We start from the raw sequence: 15843 nt of genomic DNA on the forward strand, positions 1-15843 counted from the left end.
CGCCGGGTTGGTTGGGGAAAGCGCTTTCAGTCGTCACCTATCTTTGGCATAAGGAGCGGCTGAAAGCCTAGAAGCGTCCTCGCGGTCGGTCCGCCTGGATGCACTGCCAACCAACCAGAATAAAGAGTCTTTCATGAAGCCGATCATTACCCTTGCCGGGCTTGTGCTGGCGGTCACCAGCGCATTCGCCCAGGCGGAGCCCATCGTCATCAAGTTTTCTCACGTAGTGGCCGAAGACACGCCCAAGGGCAAGGGTGCGCTGATGTTCAAACGCCTGGCCGAAGAGCGCCTGCCCGGCCAGGTAAGCGTCGAGGTCTACCCGAATTCGACGCTGTTCGGTGATGCCACGGAGCTGGAGGCATTGCGCAACAACGAAGTGCAGCTGCTGGCACCGTCACTGGCGAAGTTCGAGCAATACACCAAGCAGCTGCAGGTATTCGACCTGCCCTTCCTGTTCGACGATATCGACGCGGTAAACCGCTTCCAGAAGCGCACCAAGGGCAAGCAGCTGCTGCGCTCGATGGAAGACCAGAACATCACCGGCCTGGCCTACTGGCACAACGGCATGAAGCAGCTCTCGGCGACCCGCATGCTACGCCTGCCGAGCGATGCCTCGGGGCTGAGCTTCCGCATTCAACCGTCGGCCGTGCTTGAGGCGCAGTTCGGCGCTGTCGGCGCATCGACCCAGAAGATCGCCTTCGCCGATGTCTACGACGCCCTGCGTACCGGCACCGTACAGGGCGCGGAGAATCCCTGGTCGAACATCTACAGCAAGAAGATGCATACCGTGCAGCCCTACATCATCGAGAGCGACCACGGTGTGCTCGATTATATGGTGGTCAGCAACACCCGTTTCTGGATGGGCATGCCGCACAAGATCCGTTTCGAGCTGGAAGCCATCCTCGACGAGGTGAGCTACATGGTCAACCGCGAGGCTGAGGAGCTGAATCAGGCTGATCGTGAACGCATTCGCCAGGCGGGAACGACCGAGATCGTCAGCCTGACCCCGGAAGAGCGCGAGCGCTGGCGCGAAGCGATGCGTCCGGTTTGGCAGCAGTTCGAGCCGGTGATCGGCGCGGACATCATCAAGGCAGCCCAGACCGTCAATCGCAAGCAGCGCAATTGACCCCCGAAAACGACGCCGCATAAAACGCAAAAGCCCCGCCGATCCGGCGGGGCTTTTTTTTGGGTGCCGGCTTCGCGGCCGGAATCAGGGCGCGTCCGGCAAAGTCGCAGCCGTCGGTGGCTGATCCAGCTGCTGACTATCCCAGCCACCGCCGAGCGCGGCGATCAGCAGCACACTGGCGGTCAGCCGATCGCCCAGCAGGGTCAGGTTGGTGCGCTCGTTGTTCAGCGCGGTGGTCTGCACCGTGGCAACGCTGAGGAAATCGACGGTGCCTGCCCGGTACTGGTTCTCGATCAGACGCAGAGACTCCTGTGCCGCCTCCAGCGCCTCGCGCTGCACAACCGCCTCCTCTTCCAGCACCCGCAGCTGCACCAGGTAATCCTCCACCTCGCGGAAGCTATCGAGCACGGTCTGCCGGTAAGTGGCCACGGTCTGGTCGTAACTGGCTTCGGCACGCTCCAGTTCGGCGCGCCGGCTGCCGAAGTCCAACAGTGTCAGCGCGAGTTGCGGGCCGAGCGACCAGAAACGGTTGGGCACACTGAACAGGTCGCTGAAGCTGCTGTTGCGGTAACCACCGCTCGCCGAAAGCGTCAGGTCCGGGTACCAGGCCGCTTCGGCAACGCCGATGTTGGCATTGGCCGCCATGACCTGGCGCTCGGCGGCGGCGATATCGGGGCGGCGCTCCAGCAGCTGTGACGGCACAGCCAGCGGCACGCCCGGCAGCGCCGGGATGTCCTCGCGCACCGCGATGTCCAGCTCCGAGGGCGCAACGCCGATGAGCACGGCGATCGCATGTTCCATCTGCGCCCGCTGCCAGCGCAGGTCGATGGCCTGGGCCTGGGTGCTCTTGAGTTGCGTCTGCGCCTGGGCGACGTCGGATTTCGGCACGATGCCGGCCCGATACTGGTTCTCGGTCAGGCGCAGCGAGCGTGCGTAAGCCGCGACGGTCTGGTCGAGCAGGCGTTGATGTTCGTCGATCACCCGCAGCTGCAGGTAGGCCTGCACCAGCTCGGCCTGCAGGCTCAGCCGCACTGCGGCCAAGTCTGCGGCGCTGGCCTGCATGCTGGCGCGGTTCGCTTCCAGATTGCGCCGCAGTCGGCCCCAGATATCCGCCTCCCAGGACGCACTCAGGCCCGCTTCGTAGCTTTCGCTGACGCCACTGCCGAACGAGCCGCCGCTGGTGTCCGAGCTACCACTGCGCTGCGCCGAACGGGTCACGCCGGCGCTGCCGGAAAGGATCGGGAACAGCTGCGAGCGTGCACCACGTACCAGTGCCCGGGCCTGACGGAACTGCGCCTCGGCCGCGGCCAGGTTCTGATTGTCGACATTCAGCCGGGCGACCAGGGCATCCAACTCGGCATCGCCATAAAGTCGCCACCACTCGCCACGCTCCAGCACATCGGCCGGCGCCGCGGCTTTCCAGCCTTCGGCCTGTTTGAATTCGGTAGCCACGGGCAGCTCCGGACGTTGATAGTCCGGCCCCAGGGTACAGGCGCCCAACGACAGGGCCAGCACGACAGCTGCGAGGGGCCGCAGGGCATGCTTCAGCGATGAGGGGTTCAGCGACGACGGATTCATAGCGGGTTTTCCAGGGCGGCATCGGTGCGAACACCGCGCCAGCTGTTGAAACGATGACGCAGGCGGTCGAGGTACAGATAGACCACCGGCGTGGTGTAGAGGGTCAGGATCTGGCTCAGCAGCAGACCGCCGATGATGGTCAGACCCAACGGCTGGCGCATCTCGGCGCCCTCCGCGCCGCCGAGCAGCAGCGGCAGCGCGCCGAGAATGGCAGCCATGGTGGTCATCAGGATCGGCCGGAAACGCAGCAGGCAGGCGCGATGGATCGAATCGGCGGGCGACAGCCTGTCGTTGCGCTCGAACTGCAGGGCCAGGTCGATCATCAGGATCGCGTTCTTCTTCACCACGCCGATCAGCAGGAACAGCCCGAGCAGCGAGATCAGGCTGAACTGGTCGCCGGTAAGGATGATCGCCAGCAGCGCGCCGACCCCGGCCGATGGCAGTGTCGAGAGAATGGTCAGCGGATGGATGTAGCTTTCGTAGAGGATGCCCAGCACGATGTAGACCAGCAGCAAGGCGCCGAGAATCATCAGTGGCTGGCCTTGCTGGGTGCTCTCGAAGGCGCTGCCGGTGCCGCCAAGGCGGCCCTGTACCTCACTCGGCATGCCGATGGCGGCGACGGCGCGCTCGATGGCCAGGGTCGCTTGATCGAGGCTGACGTCAGGCGCGAGGTCGAAATCGATGTTCTCCGCAGCAAACTGCCCGTCGTGGCTGACCCGATCCTCCTCCAGGCTGCGTTCGTAGCGGGCGAACGCGGCGAGCGGCACGCGCCGGCCATCCTCGGTGATGATGTGGATCTGCTCCAGTACCTCGGGGTACTGCGCGTAGCTGGGGTCGATCTCCATCACGACCTGGTACTGGTTGAGCGATTCATAGATGGTGGAAATCTGCCGCTGGCTGAAGGCGTTGTTGAGCAGCGTGGTCACCGTACTCATGTCGATGCCCAGACGCTTGGCCGCATCGCGATCGATCTTCAGGCTGATCTGCTGCGCGCCCTCGCCGTCATTGGCATCGATGCTGGTCAGTTCCGGCAGCGCCGACAGTGCCTGGGTGACCCGTGGCACCCAGGTACGCAGGTCGTTCAGGTCGCTCGCCAGCAGCGTGTAGGAATAGGCCGAACTGCTCTGCCGGCCACCGCCGAACTGCAGGTCCTGATCGGCCATGAGGAACATGCGCCCGCCAGGCACCTTGGGCTGGTTCTTGCGGATGCGCTCGATGACCTTCTGCGCCGAAATCTTCCGCTCGCTCAGCGGTTTGAGGCGCACGATCATGAAGGCGTTGTTGATGCCGCCCTGCCCGCCGATGAAGCCCGCCACGCTCTCCACCGCCGGATCCGCCAGCACCGCCTTGCGGAAGACTTCCATCTTCGGCTGCATGACCTGGAAGGACAGGCCGTCATCACCGCGGATAAAGCCGGTCAGCTGGCCGGTGTCCTGCTGCGGCAGGAAGGTCTTTGGCACCTGCACGTAGAGCACCACGTTCAGCGCGATGGTCGCCAGCAGGCTCAGCAGCGTGATGCGACGGTGCCGCAGTGCCCAGCTCAGCGACCGGTCGTAGTGACGCAGCAGCCACTGATGGGCGTGGTGGCTCCAGCGCTGCAGGCGCCCTTCCTGCGCGGGCTGATGCGGTTTGAGCCAGCGCGCGCAGAGCATCGGTGTCAGCGTCAGCGAAACCAGCAGGGAGACCAGGATCGCCGCCGCCAGGGTGATGGAAAACTCGCGGAACAGCCGCTCGACGATGCCGCCCATGTAGAGGATGGAGACGAATACCACCACCAGTGAGAGGTTCATCGACAGCAACGTGAAACCGACTTCGCGGGTGCCGACGTAGGCGGCCTTCAACGGCGGCATGCCGTCGTCGATATGCCGGGCGATGTTCTCCAGCACCACGATGGCATCGTCCACCACCAGGCCCGCGGCCAGGATCAGCGCCATCAGCGAGAGGATATTCAGCGAGAAGCCGAACAGGTACATCACGGCAAAGGTACCGACCAGCGACACCGGCACCGCCAGCGCCGGGATCAATGCAGTACGCAGGCTGCCGAGGAACAGGAACACCAGCACGATGACCAGTGCCACCGCGATCAGCAGCGTGCGTTCGGCCTCGTGCAGCGTGGCGCGGATCACCGGCGAGCGGTCCATGGCGATGTTCAGATCGACGCTGCCGGGCATGATCGCCTGCAGCGCCGGCAGTTCGCGGCGGATGCCCTCGATGGTTTCGATGATGTTGGCGCCGGCCTGGCGATTGACGATCAGCAGCACGGCCTGCTCGTTGTTGAAGAAGCCGCTGTTGTAGCGGTCCTCCACCGAATCGCGCACCTTTGCGACATCGCCCAGGCGCAGCGCCGCACCGTCCTGGTAGCGGATGATCAGCGGTGAGTAGTCGGCCGCCTCGTGCAGCTGATCGTTGGCGCGAACCTGCCAGTGGCGGTCCGCGTCCTCGACCATGCCCTTGGGTCGGCGCACGTTGCCGTTGGCGATGGTCTGGCGCACTTCGTCCAGCGACACGCCGTACTGCTCCAGCTGCTGCGGCTGCAGCTCGATGCGCACGGCGGGCAGCGAGCTGCCGCCGACCTGGATTTCGCCGACGCCGGACACCTGCGACAGCTTCTGCGCCAGGATGGTCGAGCCGATGTCGTACAGCTCGGCCTTGTCCAGCACGTCCGAGGTCAGCGAGAGCACCATGATCGGTGCCTGGGACGGATTGATCTTGCGGTAGGTGGGCATGCTGCGCATGCCGCTAGGCAGCAGGTTGCGCGCGGCGTTGATGGCCGCCTGCACGTCGCGGGCGGCGCCATTGATCTCGCGGTCCAGGTCGAACTGGATGATGATCCGCGTCGAGCCCTGGCTGCTGCGGCTGGTCATCTGGCTGACCCCGGCGATGCTGCCCAGCGAGCGCTCCAGCGGCGTGGCCACGCTGGAGGCCATGATCTCCGGGCTGGCGCCGGGCAGGCTGGCCTGCACGGTGATTACCGGGAAATCCATGTTCGGCAGCGGCGATACCGGCAGCAGGCCGAAGCTGACACCACCCAGCAACAGGATCGCCAGACTGAGCAACATGGTTGCCACGGGACGGGCGATAAAGGGTGCGGAAAGGTTCATACCCGCCCCCGCGCGATCTGAGTCCGGCTCACGCTTGAGCCTCCGCCAGCGGCTCGCGGCGACGCCCGAAGCGCTGGCCGAGGCGGTCGAAGAACAGGTAGATCACCGGTGTGGTGAACAGCGTCAGCAGCTGGCTGAGCAGCAGACCGCCGACCAGCACCAGGCCGAGCGGCTGGCGCAACTCGGCACCGGAGCCGGATGCCAGCATCAGTGGAATCGCACCGAACAGCGCCGCCAGCGTGGTCATCAGGATCGGCCGGAAACGCAGCAGCGCCGCGCGATAGATCGCGTCCTGCGGACTCATGCCCTGCTGCCGTTCGGCCTCCAGGGCGAAGTCGATCATCATGATCGCGTTCTTCTTGACGATGCCGATCAGGAGGATGATGCCGATGATCGCGATCAGGCCGAGGTCGTTACCGGTCAGTAACAAGGCTAGCAAGGCGCCGACCGCCGCCGAGGGCAGCGTGGAGAGGATGGTGATCGGGTGGATATAGCTCTCGTAGAGCACGCCGAGCACGATGTACATGGTCACCACCGCGGCGAGGATCAGCAGCAGCGTGCTCGACAGCGAGGCGCGGAATGCCTCGGCCGCACCCTGGAAGCGCGTCTGGATACCGGCCGGCAGGCCGATCTCCTGCTCCACCGCTTCGATCACTTCCACCGCCTTGCCGAGCGACACGCCGCTGGCCAGGTTGAACGACAGGGTCACCGCCGGGAACTGGCCGATATGGTTGATCAGCAAGGGCGCGTTGCGTTGCTCCAGCGTCGCCAGGCTGGACAGCCGCACCGGCGTGCCACCTTCGCTCTGCACGAATAGTTGCTCCAGCGCCTGCGGGCCGATGCGGTTGCCCGCCTCTGCCTCCAGCACCACGCGGTACTGGCTGGCCTGGGTGAAGATGGTGGAAATCTGCCGTTGGCCGAAGGCGTCGTACAGCGCATCGGTGATATCCGCGACCTGGATGCCCAGGCGCGCCGCGGCATCACGGTCGATGTCCAGATAGATCTGCAGGCCGTTGCTCTGCAAGTCGCTGGCCACATCGGTCAGCTCCGGTCGTTCGCGCAGCGCCTCGACCAGCCGCGGCGTCCACTCCTGCAACAGCTCGCCGTCTGGCGTCTCGAGGCTGAACTGGAATTGCGTGCGACTGATCCGGTCCTCGATGGACAGATCCTGCACCGGCTGCAGGTACAGCTCGATACCTGGCACCTTGGCCAGCTCCGGTCGCAGCCGGTCGATGATCTGGCTGGCAGTCAGGTCTCGCTCGCCGTGGGGCTTGAGATTGATCAGCAGGCGGCCGCTGTTGAGCGTGACGTTGTCGCCATCCACGCCGATGTAGGACGACAGGCTGTCCACCGCCGGATCGGCAAGAATCACCCGCGCCAGTGCCTGCTGACGCTCGCTCATGGCGCGGAAGGAGATCGACTGCGGTGCCTCGCTGATGCCCTGGATCACGCCGGTGTCCTGCACCGGGAAGAATCCCTTGGGCACGGCGAGATAGAGCACGACGGTAAGGCCAAGCGTCGCAACCGCGACCAGAAGGGTCAGCGTCTGGTGGCGCAATACCCAGGTCAGCCAGCGCGAGTAACCGCCGATCAGGCGCTCGACCCAGTCAGGCTTGGCCTCGACGGCCGTCTGCGGCTTGAGCAGCTTGGCGCACATCATCGGCGTCAGCGTCAGCGACACCACCAGCGAGATCAGAATCGCCACCGCCAGGGTGATGGCGAACTCGCGGAACAGCCGGCCGACCACGTCCTGCATGAACAGCAGCGGAATCAGCACGGCGATCAACGAGAAAGTCAGCGAGATGAGGGTGAAACCGATCTGTTTCGCGCCCTTCAGCGCGGCGTTGAGCGGTGTCTCGCCCTCCTCCAGATGCCGCGCGATGTTCTCCAGCATGACGATTGCATCGTCCACCACGAAGCCGGTGGCTATCGTCAGCGCCATCAAGGTCAGGTTGTTCAGGGAGAAACCGCAGACGTACATCACCGCGAAGGTGCCGACCAGTGACAGCGGCACGGCAATTGACGGGATCACCGTGGCCGAAAGCTTCTTGAGAAAGACAAAGGTGACCATCACCACCAGGAAGGTGGCGAGCATCAGCTCGTGCTGCACATCGGTGACGGCGGCGCGGATGGTCTGGGTACGGTCGGTGAGCACCACCACATCCAGGCCGGCCGGCATGCTGGCCGTCACTTCCGGCAGCAGCGCCTGGATGCGTTCGACCACGTCGATGACATTGGCACCGGGCTGGCGCTGGACGTTGAGCAGCACCGCCTGGCTGTCGTTGGCCCAGGCCGCGAGGCGCTCGTTCTCGGCGCCGTCGATGATGTCGGCGACATCCTTAAGCCGCAGCGCGGCGCCATCCTCGTAGGTGAGGATCAGCTCGGCATATTCCTCAGGCGTCTTCAGCTGGTCGTTGGCGTCGAGCATCGACACCCGGGTCGGGCCGTCGAAGTTGCCTTTGGGCTGGTTGACGTTGGAGCTGGTGATCAGCGAGCGCACGTCGGCCAGCGAAAGGCCGTACGCGGCAAGTGCTTCCGGGTTGGTGCGGATACGCACCGCCGGCCGCTGGCCACCGGCGATACTGACCATGCCGACGCCGTTGATCTGCGCCAGTTTCTGCGCCATGCGCGTGTCGACCAGATCATGCAGTTTGGGCAGCGGCAGCGATTCGGACGTCACGGCCAGGGTCAGCACCGGCGTGTCGGCCGGGTTGACCTTGTTGTACACCGGCGGCGCCGGCAGATCGTTGGGCAGCAGGTTGTTCGCCGCGTTGATCGCGGCCTGCACTTCCTGCTCGGCCACATCCAGCGCCACATCCAGCGAGAAACGCAGGGTAATCACCGAGGCGCCGCCGGAACTGGTGGATGACAGCTGCTCGAGCCCCGGCATCTGCCCGAACTGGCGCTCCAGCGGTGCGGTAACGGCGCTGGTCATGACTTCGGGGCTGGCCCCGGGATACAGCGTCATCACACGGATCGTCGGGTAGTCCACCTGTGGCAATGCCGCCACTGGCAACAGCTTGTAGGCGATCAGTCCTGCCAGCAGGATTGCGATCATGCTCAGCGTGGTCGCAACCGGTCGCAGGATGAACAACCGCGAGATGTTCATCGCTCTTCGCGCTCCGCAGCCTCACCGCCCGCGAGCACCGGATTTTCCGCTGCCTGCTCGGCCATGCGCTGGCTGCCGACAACCTCCACTTCAGCTCCATCGCGCAGTCGGTCGGTGCCTTCCATCACCACCCGCTCGCCCACCTTCAAGCCCTCGAGCACCACCGTGGTCGCGCCGTTGGTAGGCCCGGCCTGCAACGTCCGCAGTTCAACCTTGTTGTCGTCGCCGACGACATAGGCGAAGGTGCCACGCGAGCCGAACTGCAGCGCCGCAGACGGAATCAACACGGCGTCACGCAGGGTCTCCACCCGCAGGCGCACGTTGACGAACTGGTTGGGGATCAGCAGCTCCGCTTCATTGTCGAAACGCGCCTTCAGGCGCAGCGTGCCGGTAGTCGCATCAATCTGGTTATCGATGCTCTCCAGCACGCCCTCGCCAAACTGGATCTTTTCACCGCGATCCCAGATCTGCACTGCAAGCTCATCGCCCTGGCGATAGCGCGTCAGCACCGGCAGCAACTCGCCTTCGGGCAGGGTGAAGCTGATGGACATCGGCTGAGTCTGGGTGATCACCACCAGCGGCGTGGTGTCGTTGGCAGCGACCAGATTGCCCACATCGAGCTGGCGCAGGCCGACCCGACCATCGATGGGCGAGCGAATCTGGGTGAACTCGAGATTCAGGCGCGCCTCGTTGACCGACGCCTGATTGGCGGCCAGCGTGCCCTGGTACTGGCTGACCAGCGCTTCCTGGGTATCCAGGGTCTGCTTGGCGATGCTGTCATCGGCGTAGAGACCGCGATAACGCTCGAAATCCACCTGCGCGTTCTTCAGCTGCGCGCGGTTCTGCTGCAGGGTGCCCTCCGCCTGCTGCAGCGCGACCTTGTATGGGCGAGGGTCGATCACCGCCAGCAGATCGCCCTTCTTGACACGCTGCCCCTCCTCGAAACGCAGCTCGACCAGCTCGCCACCGACCCGGCTGCGCAGATTGACGGTATTCAACGGCGTCACGCTGCCGAGCGCCTTGTTGAAGACCTCGAATTGACCCTGCTCCACCTTGGCCACGCGCACGGGCACTGGCCCGCCAAACGCGCCGAAGCCCGGCCGCCCGCCCGGCCGCTGAGGGGTTTCCTGAGGTGCAGGCCACAGCCACCAGACCAGCAGCCCGATGGCAGCTACGGCGAGGATGATGAGCAGCCAACGAAGGCTGGAACGCGCGGAAGAAGGATGAGCCACGGTCATGAACGGGGTTCGCTTGAAAAGGAGCGTGAACCATAAGCAGTCGCGAACCGCTCGCAAAGTGCCTTTACGGCATTTTTACGTATCGGCATGTATGAAGAGCCCCCAGACAGGCCGGTGTGCGTCGGAACCATGTGCCGGGTCTTAAGTCTATTTAGCGTTCTTCTCGGGCACCGAGCTGCGAGGGGAAGAGCTGTAAGCAGGCCGTGTGGTCTGCCAGCACGTCGAATCGGACATTGTCGTGTCGCTAACGGGCCATCATCGATGGCCAGCAAGGATCAAGGAATGAATGTATCGCTGGTCATTCTGGCGTTGACCGTCGCCAGTTTTCTTCTCGGGTTTCTTCGCGATCTGTTCATCGCCCGCTCCTTCGGCCTCAGCTGGGAAGCGGACCTCATCTTCGTCGCTCTGATCCTGCCGCTGTTCTTCGAGAACTTCCTCGGCCTCGCCTTGCGCGACGCCATGATCCCTTACCTGCAGAAGCTGCGCAGCCAGTCGCAATCGCTGTTCGAGGCGGTCGCGCGCTGGCTTTACTGGCGCATCATGCTGCTCGGTGGCGCGGCCTGCCTGTTGATACTGCTGACCAGCTACTGGGTGCTGAACGCCCTGGCACCGGGCTGGACACCGGAACAGGTCGCCAACGGACAACTGGTCTTCTGCGTCGGCGCGCTGCTGATCGGCGTACAGGCCGCGCTGTACTGCCAGGGCGCGTTGCTCAACATGGACAACGTGTTCGTCATGCCGATGACACGAACCCTGCTGCTCAATGCCGGGGCCATCATCGGGATTCTGCTGTTCGAACCCAGCGGCATGGTGATCTTTCTCGGCATGCTTTTGCCGCAGTTGGCCCTGATCGTCGTGCAGCACCGCCGTATTCATTACCTGCGGGGAGAGGCGCAACCGCTGGAAAAAGGTCACGGCAGTCAGTTCGGCCTGGCATTCGCCCCGGTACTGATGGCCGCTGGCGCTCAGCAGGCGTGCATTTTGGCCGAGCGAATGTTCGCCTCGTTCCTTGAGGAAGGCAGCATCACCATGCTGTCGTTCGCCTTCCGCATCGTCACCATCCCGCTGACGCTGTACGCGATGTCCGTGCTTTCCGTGCTCTTTCCGCAGTTCTCCTCCAGCTGGAACGAGCAGGATCACAGCGCTCATGCCGCGGTGATTCGCAAGGGGCTGCTGGCGACGTTGCTGTTCCTCGTGCCGGCCACCGTCGTGCTTTGCTCCTTCCCGGAAGCGGTGGTCGCGGTACTGCTCGAGCGCGGCGAGTTCGGCGCCACGCAAACCCAGGCAACCGCCTCGCTGATGGTCATCTACGCGCTTGGTCTGCCGTCGATGGGGCTCGCCCTGCTCTGGGGCCGCGCCCTGCTCGCCCAGCACCAGGTTCGCCTGTTTCTGGTAATCACGCTGATCAGCTCGGCCATGACCATCGCCCTGGATGCCGCGCTTTACAAGCACTATGGCGCCGCAGGCCTGGCACTGGCCTTCTCCAGCGGTGTCACGCTGCAGACGCTGTTCATGGGGTTGTTCGTCTATCGCGCCTCGCCCAAGGGCGCCGGTGTGGCTGTGCTCGCGCGCTGGGCCGCGACAGCAGCGGTACTGGGCGCCGCGCTGCACTTCGTGCCCCAGCCACAAGGCTTTATCGAACTCTGCGCCTATATCGGCCTGGTGCTGATCGGTTTCGCCGCCGGCGTTACCTTGCTCGGCGAGCGCGACCTGTTCAAGCCACGCTACTGGTCCATGCGCAAGGCCTGACGGCAACGCGGCGGTCCTGCATCGCCGCTCTTTCGATCATCACCGACAACAGAAACAAAAAGGCCGCTGACGTCAGACAGCGGCCTTTTTGTTTGAGCGTCGTTCAACCACCGAAGGCGAGCATTCCCATGGTGCTGATGCCTGGTGCGGTCGACCCTTTGCTCTCGACCTGGGTCATGCGCGGCTTGCGCTGCTCCAGCACGATATCCAGCGCACGACTCGGCAAAATGTCGATGTCGTCGAAGGTGATGATCTGGCCAGGCTCGACGGCGCGTTTGAGCGCAGTCTTGCGCAGCAGACCGATCGGCACGTGATCCGGGTGCTCGGCCAGCTTGATCGCCTCGCCGCGGAACTGGAAACCGCCGATGCCGCGCTCGATCAGCTCACCCGGCTTCATGGCGCGCTTGGCGATGGCCGCAACGCCGAGGGTCGGCTCGGTCGAGTTGTTGAGCAGCACACCACCGCCATTCAGCACGCGGCGCACGGTCTTGCCCACTTCCAGCGAGCAGAGGTGGAACGGACGCACCAGCGTGTAGAACGGCCCGCGGCCCAGCTTGAAGTACTCGATTGCCTGCGCCTGATCCTCGTCGTGCCTGCCCACCAGGAACACGCCGCCGGCCGGGTAGCCGGAAGGTATGACGTAGTCGACGATTGGCTGCCCTGCTCGCTCGGCCATCATGCCGAGCAGGCTGGCGCTGTCGTCCAGGTTGGTCGAGGCCAGCCCCTCCATGCCCCGACGGGTAATGGTGGCGCCCAGGCCGTTACCGATGATCACCTGCTCGATCTGCACCTTGGTGCCGTCGGTGAAGGACGTGGTCTGATCGACGCTGATCCCCTGTCGATTGGCCCAGTAGGCCATGTCTTCCGGTGACGGATCATGGTTCAGATAGCCCTTCATGTTGCCGTACACCAGCGGCTGAAAGCCCATCTGCAGCGCGTCTTCATGCAGGGCCGCAAGCGAACCTGGCTGGTCGCCCTCGGCTTCGGTGAGGAAACCCCTGCCAGCCAGGAAGGAGCCCGTGGTCACCTGCAGTTCGGCGTTGACCGTCACCACCTGTAAGCCCGCTTCGAAAGCGCGTTCGATAACTGAAGTCCCATGGAACACGTCGCCGCTGCACTCGACAATCAGATCGGAATGATCGATCAGCTCGTCCAGCGAATTGGTGAGGACGTCTGCCAACGGGAAGTCAGCCATCGTTGAGAGCGGTCGGCGTGTCAGGACGCGCGAGATTTCCATGTCCGGATAGTGTTTCTTGATTAACCGCACAAAGCCGCGGGCGATCATTCCGGTTCCGGAAACACCGATTTTCTTGATCTCTGAGGTAGGCATAAACTGAATCCATTCAATGGGCATCAGCGCTATGACAGCAGCTGAGCGAAAAGATTTTTGAAAAGCTGCCTATTTGCCACTTTTGCAGACTTCTCCACACCCGCGACGCTGAAGCCGGGCGGCATGCCTGAAAGTAGTTGTCTCGGAGGGTTCACGCTAATTGACGACGACGGGCGGTTTCGCACCAACCGATGGATTTCTGTCGCCAGAAAACGAAACGGCGAGTGCTATTGAAAGCCACTCGCCGTTTCGTCGTAGCAAGGCAGATCAGCCAAGCGAGGCGATGGCTGCCTCGTAGTTCGGTTCACTGCCGATCTCGTTGACCAGCTCGCTGTGCAGGACGCGATTCTGTTCGTCGAGCACGACTACCGCGCGAGCCGCGACCCCGGCCAGCGGGCCGCTGGCAATCGCTACGCCGTAATCCTTGAGGAACTCGGCACCGCGCATGGTGGACAGGTTGATGACATTCTCCAGCCCCTCGGCGCCGCAGAAGCGCTTCTGCGCGAACGGCAGGTCGGCGGAGATGCACAGCACCACGGTGTTTTCCAAGGCATTGGCCTGAGCATTGAACTTGCGCACCGAGGTGGCGCAGGTCGGTGTATCGATGCTCGGGAAGATGTTGAGAATCTTGCGCTTGCCGGCAAGGCTCGACAGCTCGACATCGGAAAGGTCAGCGCCCACCAGGCGGAACGCCTTGGCCTGCTGGCCGGCCTGGGGGAAGTCACCGGCCACTTGGATCGGTGTGCCTTTCAGGGTGATTTCAGTCATTTGCTTCGCTCCTCGATATGAATAGGCATAAAAAAGGTCGTGGAACGCGCAGCTCCACGACCTGGGTGGTCGACACGGGCTTGTTCCTGTTGCACGACCGATGCAGCGCTGGCTGGCCTGCACCGGTCGCTATCGGACATCAGCTACGTGCGAAATATTCCTTGGTCAGCTTGACCACTACCGGACTCAGCAGCAACAGCGAAACCAGGTTGGGGATCGCCATCAGGCCGTTGAGGGTATCGGCCAACAGCCAGGCGAAGTCGAGCTGGGCGATGGCGCCGAACGGCACTGCCAGAACCCAGATCACGCGGAACGGCCAGATGGCTCGCGTGCCGACCAGGAACTCCCAGCACTTCTCGCCGAAATAGCTCCAGCCAAGGATTGTGGTAAAGGCGAAGACCACCAGCGCGATAGTCAGGATGATGCCACCGATACCGGGCATGGCCGACTCGAAGGCTGCCGCGGACAGCGCTGCGCCGCTTTCGCCGCTGGTCCAGACCCCGGTGCAGATGATCGCAAGACCGGTCATCGAGCAGACGATGATGGTGTCGATGAATGTACCCAGCATGCCGATCATGCCCGAGCGCACCGAGCTGGTGGTGGTTCCGGCTGCCTGAGCGATACCAGCGGTACCAAGGCCCGCCTCGTTGGAGAAGATGCCGCGGGCAACACCGAAGCGAATCGCCGCCATGACCGCTGCGCCGGCGAAGCCACCGGTTGCCGCGATCGGCGTGAAGGCGTGGGTGAAGATCAGGTCGAATGCCGCCGGAATGGCCGAGGCATTGACTACCAGCACCACGGCCGCGGCGATCAGGTACGCCAGGCACATGAACGGTACGAGCGACGCGGCGACCACACCGATGCGGCGAATACCGCCGAGAATCACCAGGCCGACGATCACCATTGTGATCAGGCCGGTCGCCCACAGCGGTACCGAGAAGGAGGTTTCCAGCGCGTGGGCCATGCTGTTGACCTGCACCATGTTGCCGATACCGAAGCCGGCCAGGCCACCGAAAATGGCGAAGGCGGTACCCAGCCAGATCCACTTCTTGCCCAGGCCGTTCTTGATCGCGTACATCGGGCCGCCAACGTGCTCGCCGCGGTCGTCCTTCTCACGGTAGTGGACCGCTAGTACGACTTCGCAGTACTTGGTGGCCATACCCACCAGCGCGGTGCACCACATCCAGAACAGCGCACCCGGCCCGCCGAGGAAGATGGCCGTGGCCACGCCTGCGATGTTGCCGGTACCCACGGTCGCCGCCAGCGAGGTCATCAGCGCCTGGAAAGGGCTGATTTCGCCAGTGGCTTCGTCACCCTTGGTGCGTCCGCGCCACATCAGCGCCAAGCCGGTCGGGATGCGGGTCAGCGGCATGAACTTGAGGAAGATCATCAGGAACAGACCGGTACCAAGGATCAGCACCAGCATGGGTGGGCCCCAGACGAGGCCGTTGACGCTATTGACGAGGTTATTCAGAAATTCCATTCGAGCACCTTATTTCTTATAGGCGAGTTCCCTCGCGTTAGGGTCGCGCTACCGTGGAGCCGTTGAAAAACATGACGCTTGTGGCGGTGGTTTTTCAGCGACCAGGTAACGGCGATTCCGATACGCCTCTGGAGCTTGCGCTGCGCTGAGGTCCGCGAGCGCTTTGCAAGACTCGTGCTAGAGCGTTGCGCGGTTATGACCGCGACGTTCGGAAGCGTGGATGCTACCACTGCATTCGCCCATTGGGCTCGGGGCAATCGCGCCAGATTCGATGATCGAATCGACGCGAAAACCAGACCGAACGGTCAGACCCCGACAGCTCGACTCAGTCGAGCCAGGAATGGCATGGAAAGCGAAATCA

9 protein-coding genes are annotated in these 15843 nt (G+C 63.7%); 2 read left to right on the forward strand and 7 right to left on the reverse strand.

Translation table 11 applies throughout. The annotated features are described in order from the left end of the window. Positions 1-133: 133 nt before the first annotated feature. Positions 134-1126: a TRAP transporter substrate-binding protein gene (locus tag BM275_RS07290; protein WP_041013756.1), complete on the forward strand. Its 993-nt coding sequence runs from the start codon at positions 134-136 to the stop codon at positions 1124-1126. Positions 1127-1210: 84 nt separating this feature from the next. On the opposite strand, the gene BM275_RS07295 is transcribed toward BM275_RS07290, so the two are convergent. The 4 genes from BM275_RS07295 to BM275_RS07310 are packed head-to-tail and all read right to left on the reverse strand — an operon-like array spanning position 1211 to position 10152. Continuing rightward, positions 1211-2704: an efflux transporter outer membrane subunit gene (locus tag BM275_RS07295; RefSeq protein WP_090520294.1), complete on the reverse strand. Its 1494-nt coding sequence runs from the start codon at positions 2702-2704 to the stop codon at positions 1211-1213. Next, positions 2701-5805, reverse strand: coding sequence for an efflux RND transporter permease subunit (locus BM275_RS07300; RefSeq protein ID WP_090520296.1), 3105 nt, complete (start codon positions 5803-5805; stop codon positions 2701-2703). Before BM275_RS07300 ends, BM275_RS07295 begins: the two co-directional genes overlap by 4 nt. Positions 5806-5833: 28 nt before the next feature. After that, a complete protein-coding gene (locus BM275_RS07305) occupies positions 5834-8914 on the reverse strand; it encodes an MdtB/MuxB family multidrug efflux RND transporter permease subunit (RefSeq protein WP_090520299.1) in 3081 nt (1026 codons plus the stop codon). Beyond that, on the reverse strand, positions 8911-10152 hold the full coding sequence (locus tag BM275_RS07310; RefSeq protein WP_090520300.1) for an MdtA/MuxA family multidrug efflux RND transporter periplasmic adaptor subunit: 1242 nt from the start codon (positions 10150-10152) through the stop codon (positions 8911-8913). Before BM275_RS07310 ends, BM275_RS07305 begins: the two co-directional genes overlap by 4 nt. A gap of 282 nt (positions 10153-10434) precedes the next feature. On the opposite strand from BM275_RS07310, the gene BM275_RS07315 reads away from it, so the two are divergent. After that, on the forward strand, positions 10435-11901 hold the full coding sequence (locus BM275_RS07315) for a lipid II flippase MurJ (RefSeq protein WP_090520302.1): 1467 nt from the start codon (positions 10435-10437) through the stop codon (positions 11899-11901). A gap of 103 nt (positions 11902-12004) precedes the next feature. On the opposite strand, the gene BM275_RS07320 is transcribed toward BM275_RS07315, so the two are convergent. The 3 genes from BM275_RS07320 to BM275_RS07330 form a co-directional block, all read right to left on the reverse strand. Next, complete coding sequence (locus tag BM275_RS07320; protein ID WP_090520304.1) at positions 12005-13186, reverse strand: NAD(P)-dependent oxidoreductase; 1182 nt, start codon at positions 13184-13186, stop codon at positions 12005-12007. 312 nt (positions 13187-13498) lie between these two features. Next, a complete protein-coding gene (tpx, locus tag BM275_RS07325; RefSeq protein WP_023445344.1) occupies positions 13499-13999 on the reverse strand; it encodes a thiol peroxidase in 501 nt (166 codons plus the stop codon). Positions 14000-14138: 139 nt separating this feature from the next. Continuing rightward, on the reverse strand, positions 14139-15482 hold the full coding sequence (locus tag BM275_RS07330; RefSeq protein WP_090520306.1) for an alanine/glycine:cation symporter family protein: 1344 nt from the start codon (positions 15480-15482) through the stop codon (positions 14139-14141). Positions 15483-15843: the final 361 nt, after the last annotated feature.

Origin of the sequence: Stutzerimonas kunmingensis (assembly GCF_900114065.1) — a bacterium.
Lineage (GTDB): Bacteria > Pseudomonadota > Gammaproteobacteria > Pseudomonadales > Pseudomonadaceae > Stutzerimonas > Stutzerimonas kunmingensis.

What these genes read in the sequence shown, in the direction of transcription:
- BM275_RS07290 (WP_041013756.1), top strand. Translation starts at nt 134, where the DNA reads ATGAAGCCGATCATTACCCTTGCCGGGCTTGTGCTGGCGGTCACCAGC.
- BM275_RS07295 (WP_090520294.1), bottom strand. Translation starts at nt 2,704, where the DNA reads ATGAATCCGTCGTCGCTGAACCCCTCATCGCTGAAGCATGCCCTGCGG.
- BM275_RS07300 (WP_090520296.1), bottom strand. Translation starts at nt 5,805, where the DNA reads ATGAACCTTTCCGCACCCTTTATCGCCCGTCCCGTGGCAACCATGTTG.
- BM275_RS07305 (WP_090520299.1), bottom strand. Translation starts at nt 8,914, where the DNA reads ATGAACATCTCGCGGTTGTTCATCCTGCGACCGGTTGCGACCACGCTG.
- BM275_RS07310 (WP_090520300.1), bottom strand. Translation starts at nt 10,152, where the DNA reads ATGACCGTGGCTCATCCTTCTTCCGCGCGTTCCAGCCTTCGTTGGCTG.
- BM275_RS07315 (WP_090520302.1), top strand. Translation starts at nt 10,435, where the DNA reads ATGAATGTATCGCTGGTCATTCTGGCGTTGACCGTCGCCAGTTTTCTT.
- BM275_RS07320 (WP_090520304.1), bottom strand. Translation starts at nt 13,186, where the DNA reads ATGATCGCCCGCGGCTTTGTGCGGTTAATCAAGAAACACTATCCGGAC.
- tpx (WP_023445344.1), bottom strand. Translation starts at nt 13,999, where the DNA reads ATGACTGAAATCACCCTGAAAGGCACACCGATCCAAGTGGCCGGTGAC.
- BM275_RS07330 (WP_090520306.1), bottom strand. Translation starts at nt 15,482, where the DNA reads ATGGAATTTCTGAATAACCTCGTCAATAGCGTCAACGGCCTCGTCTGG.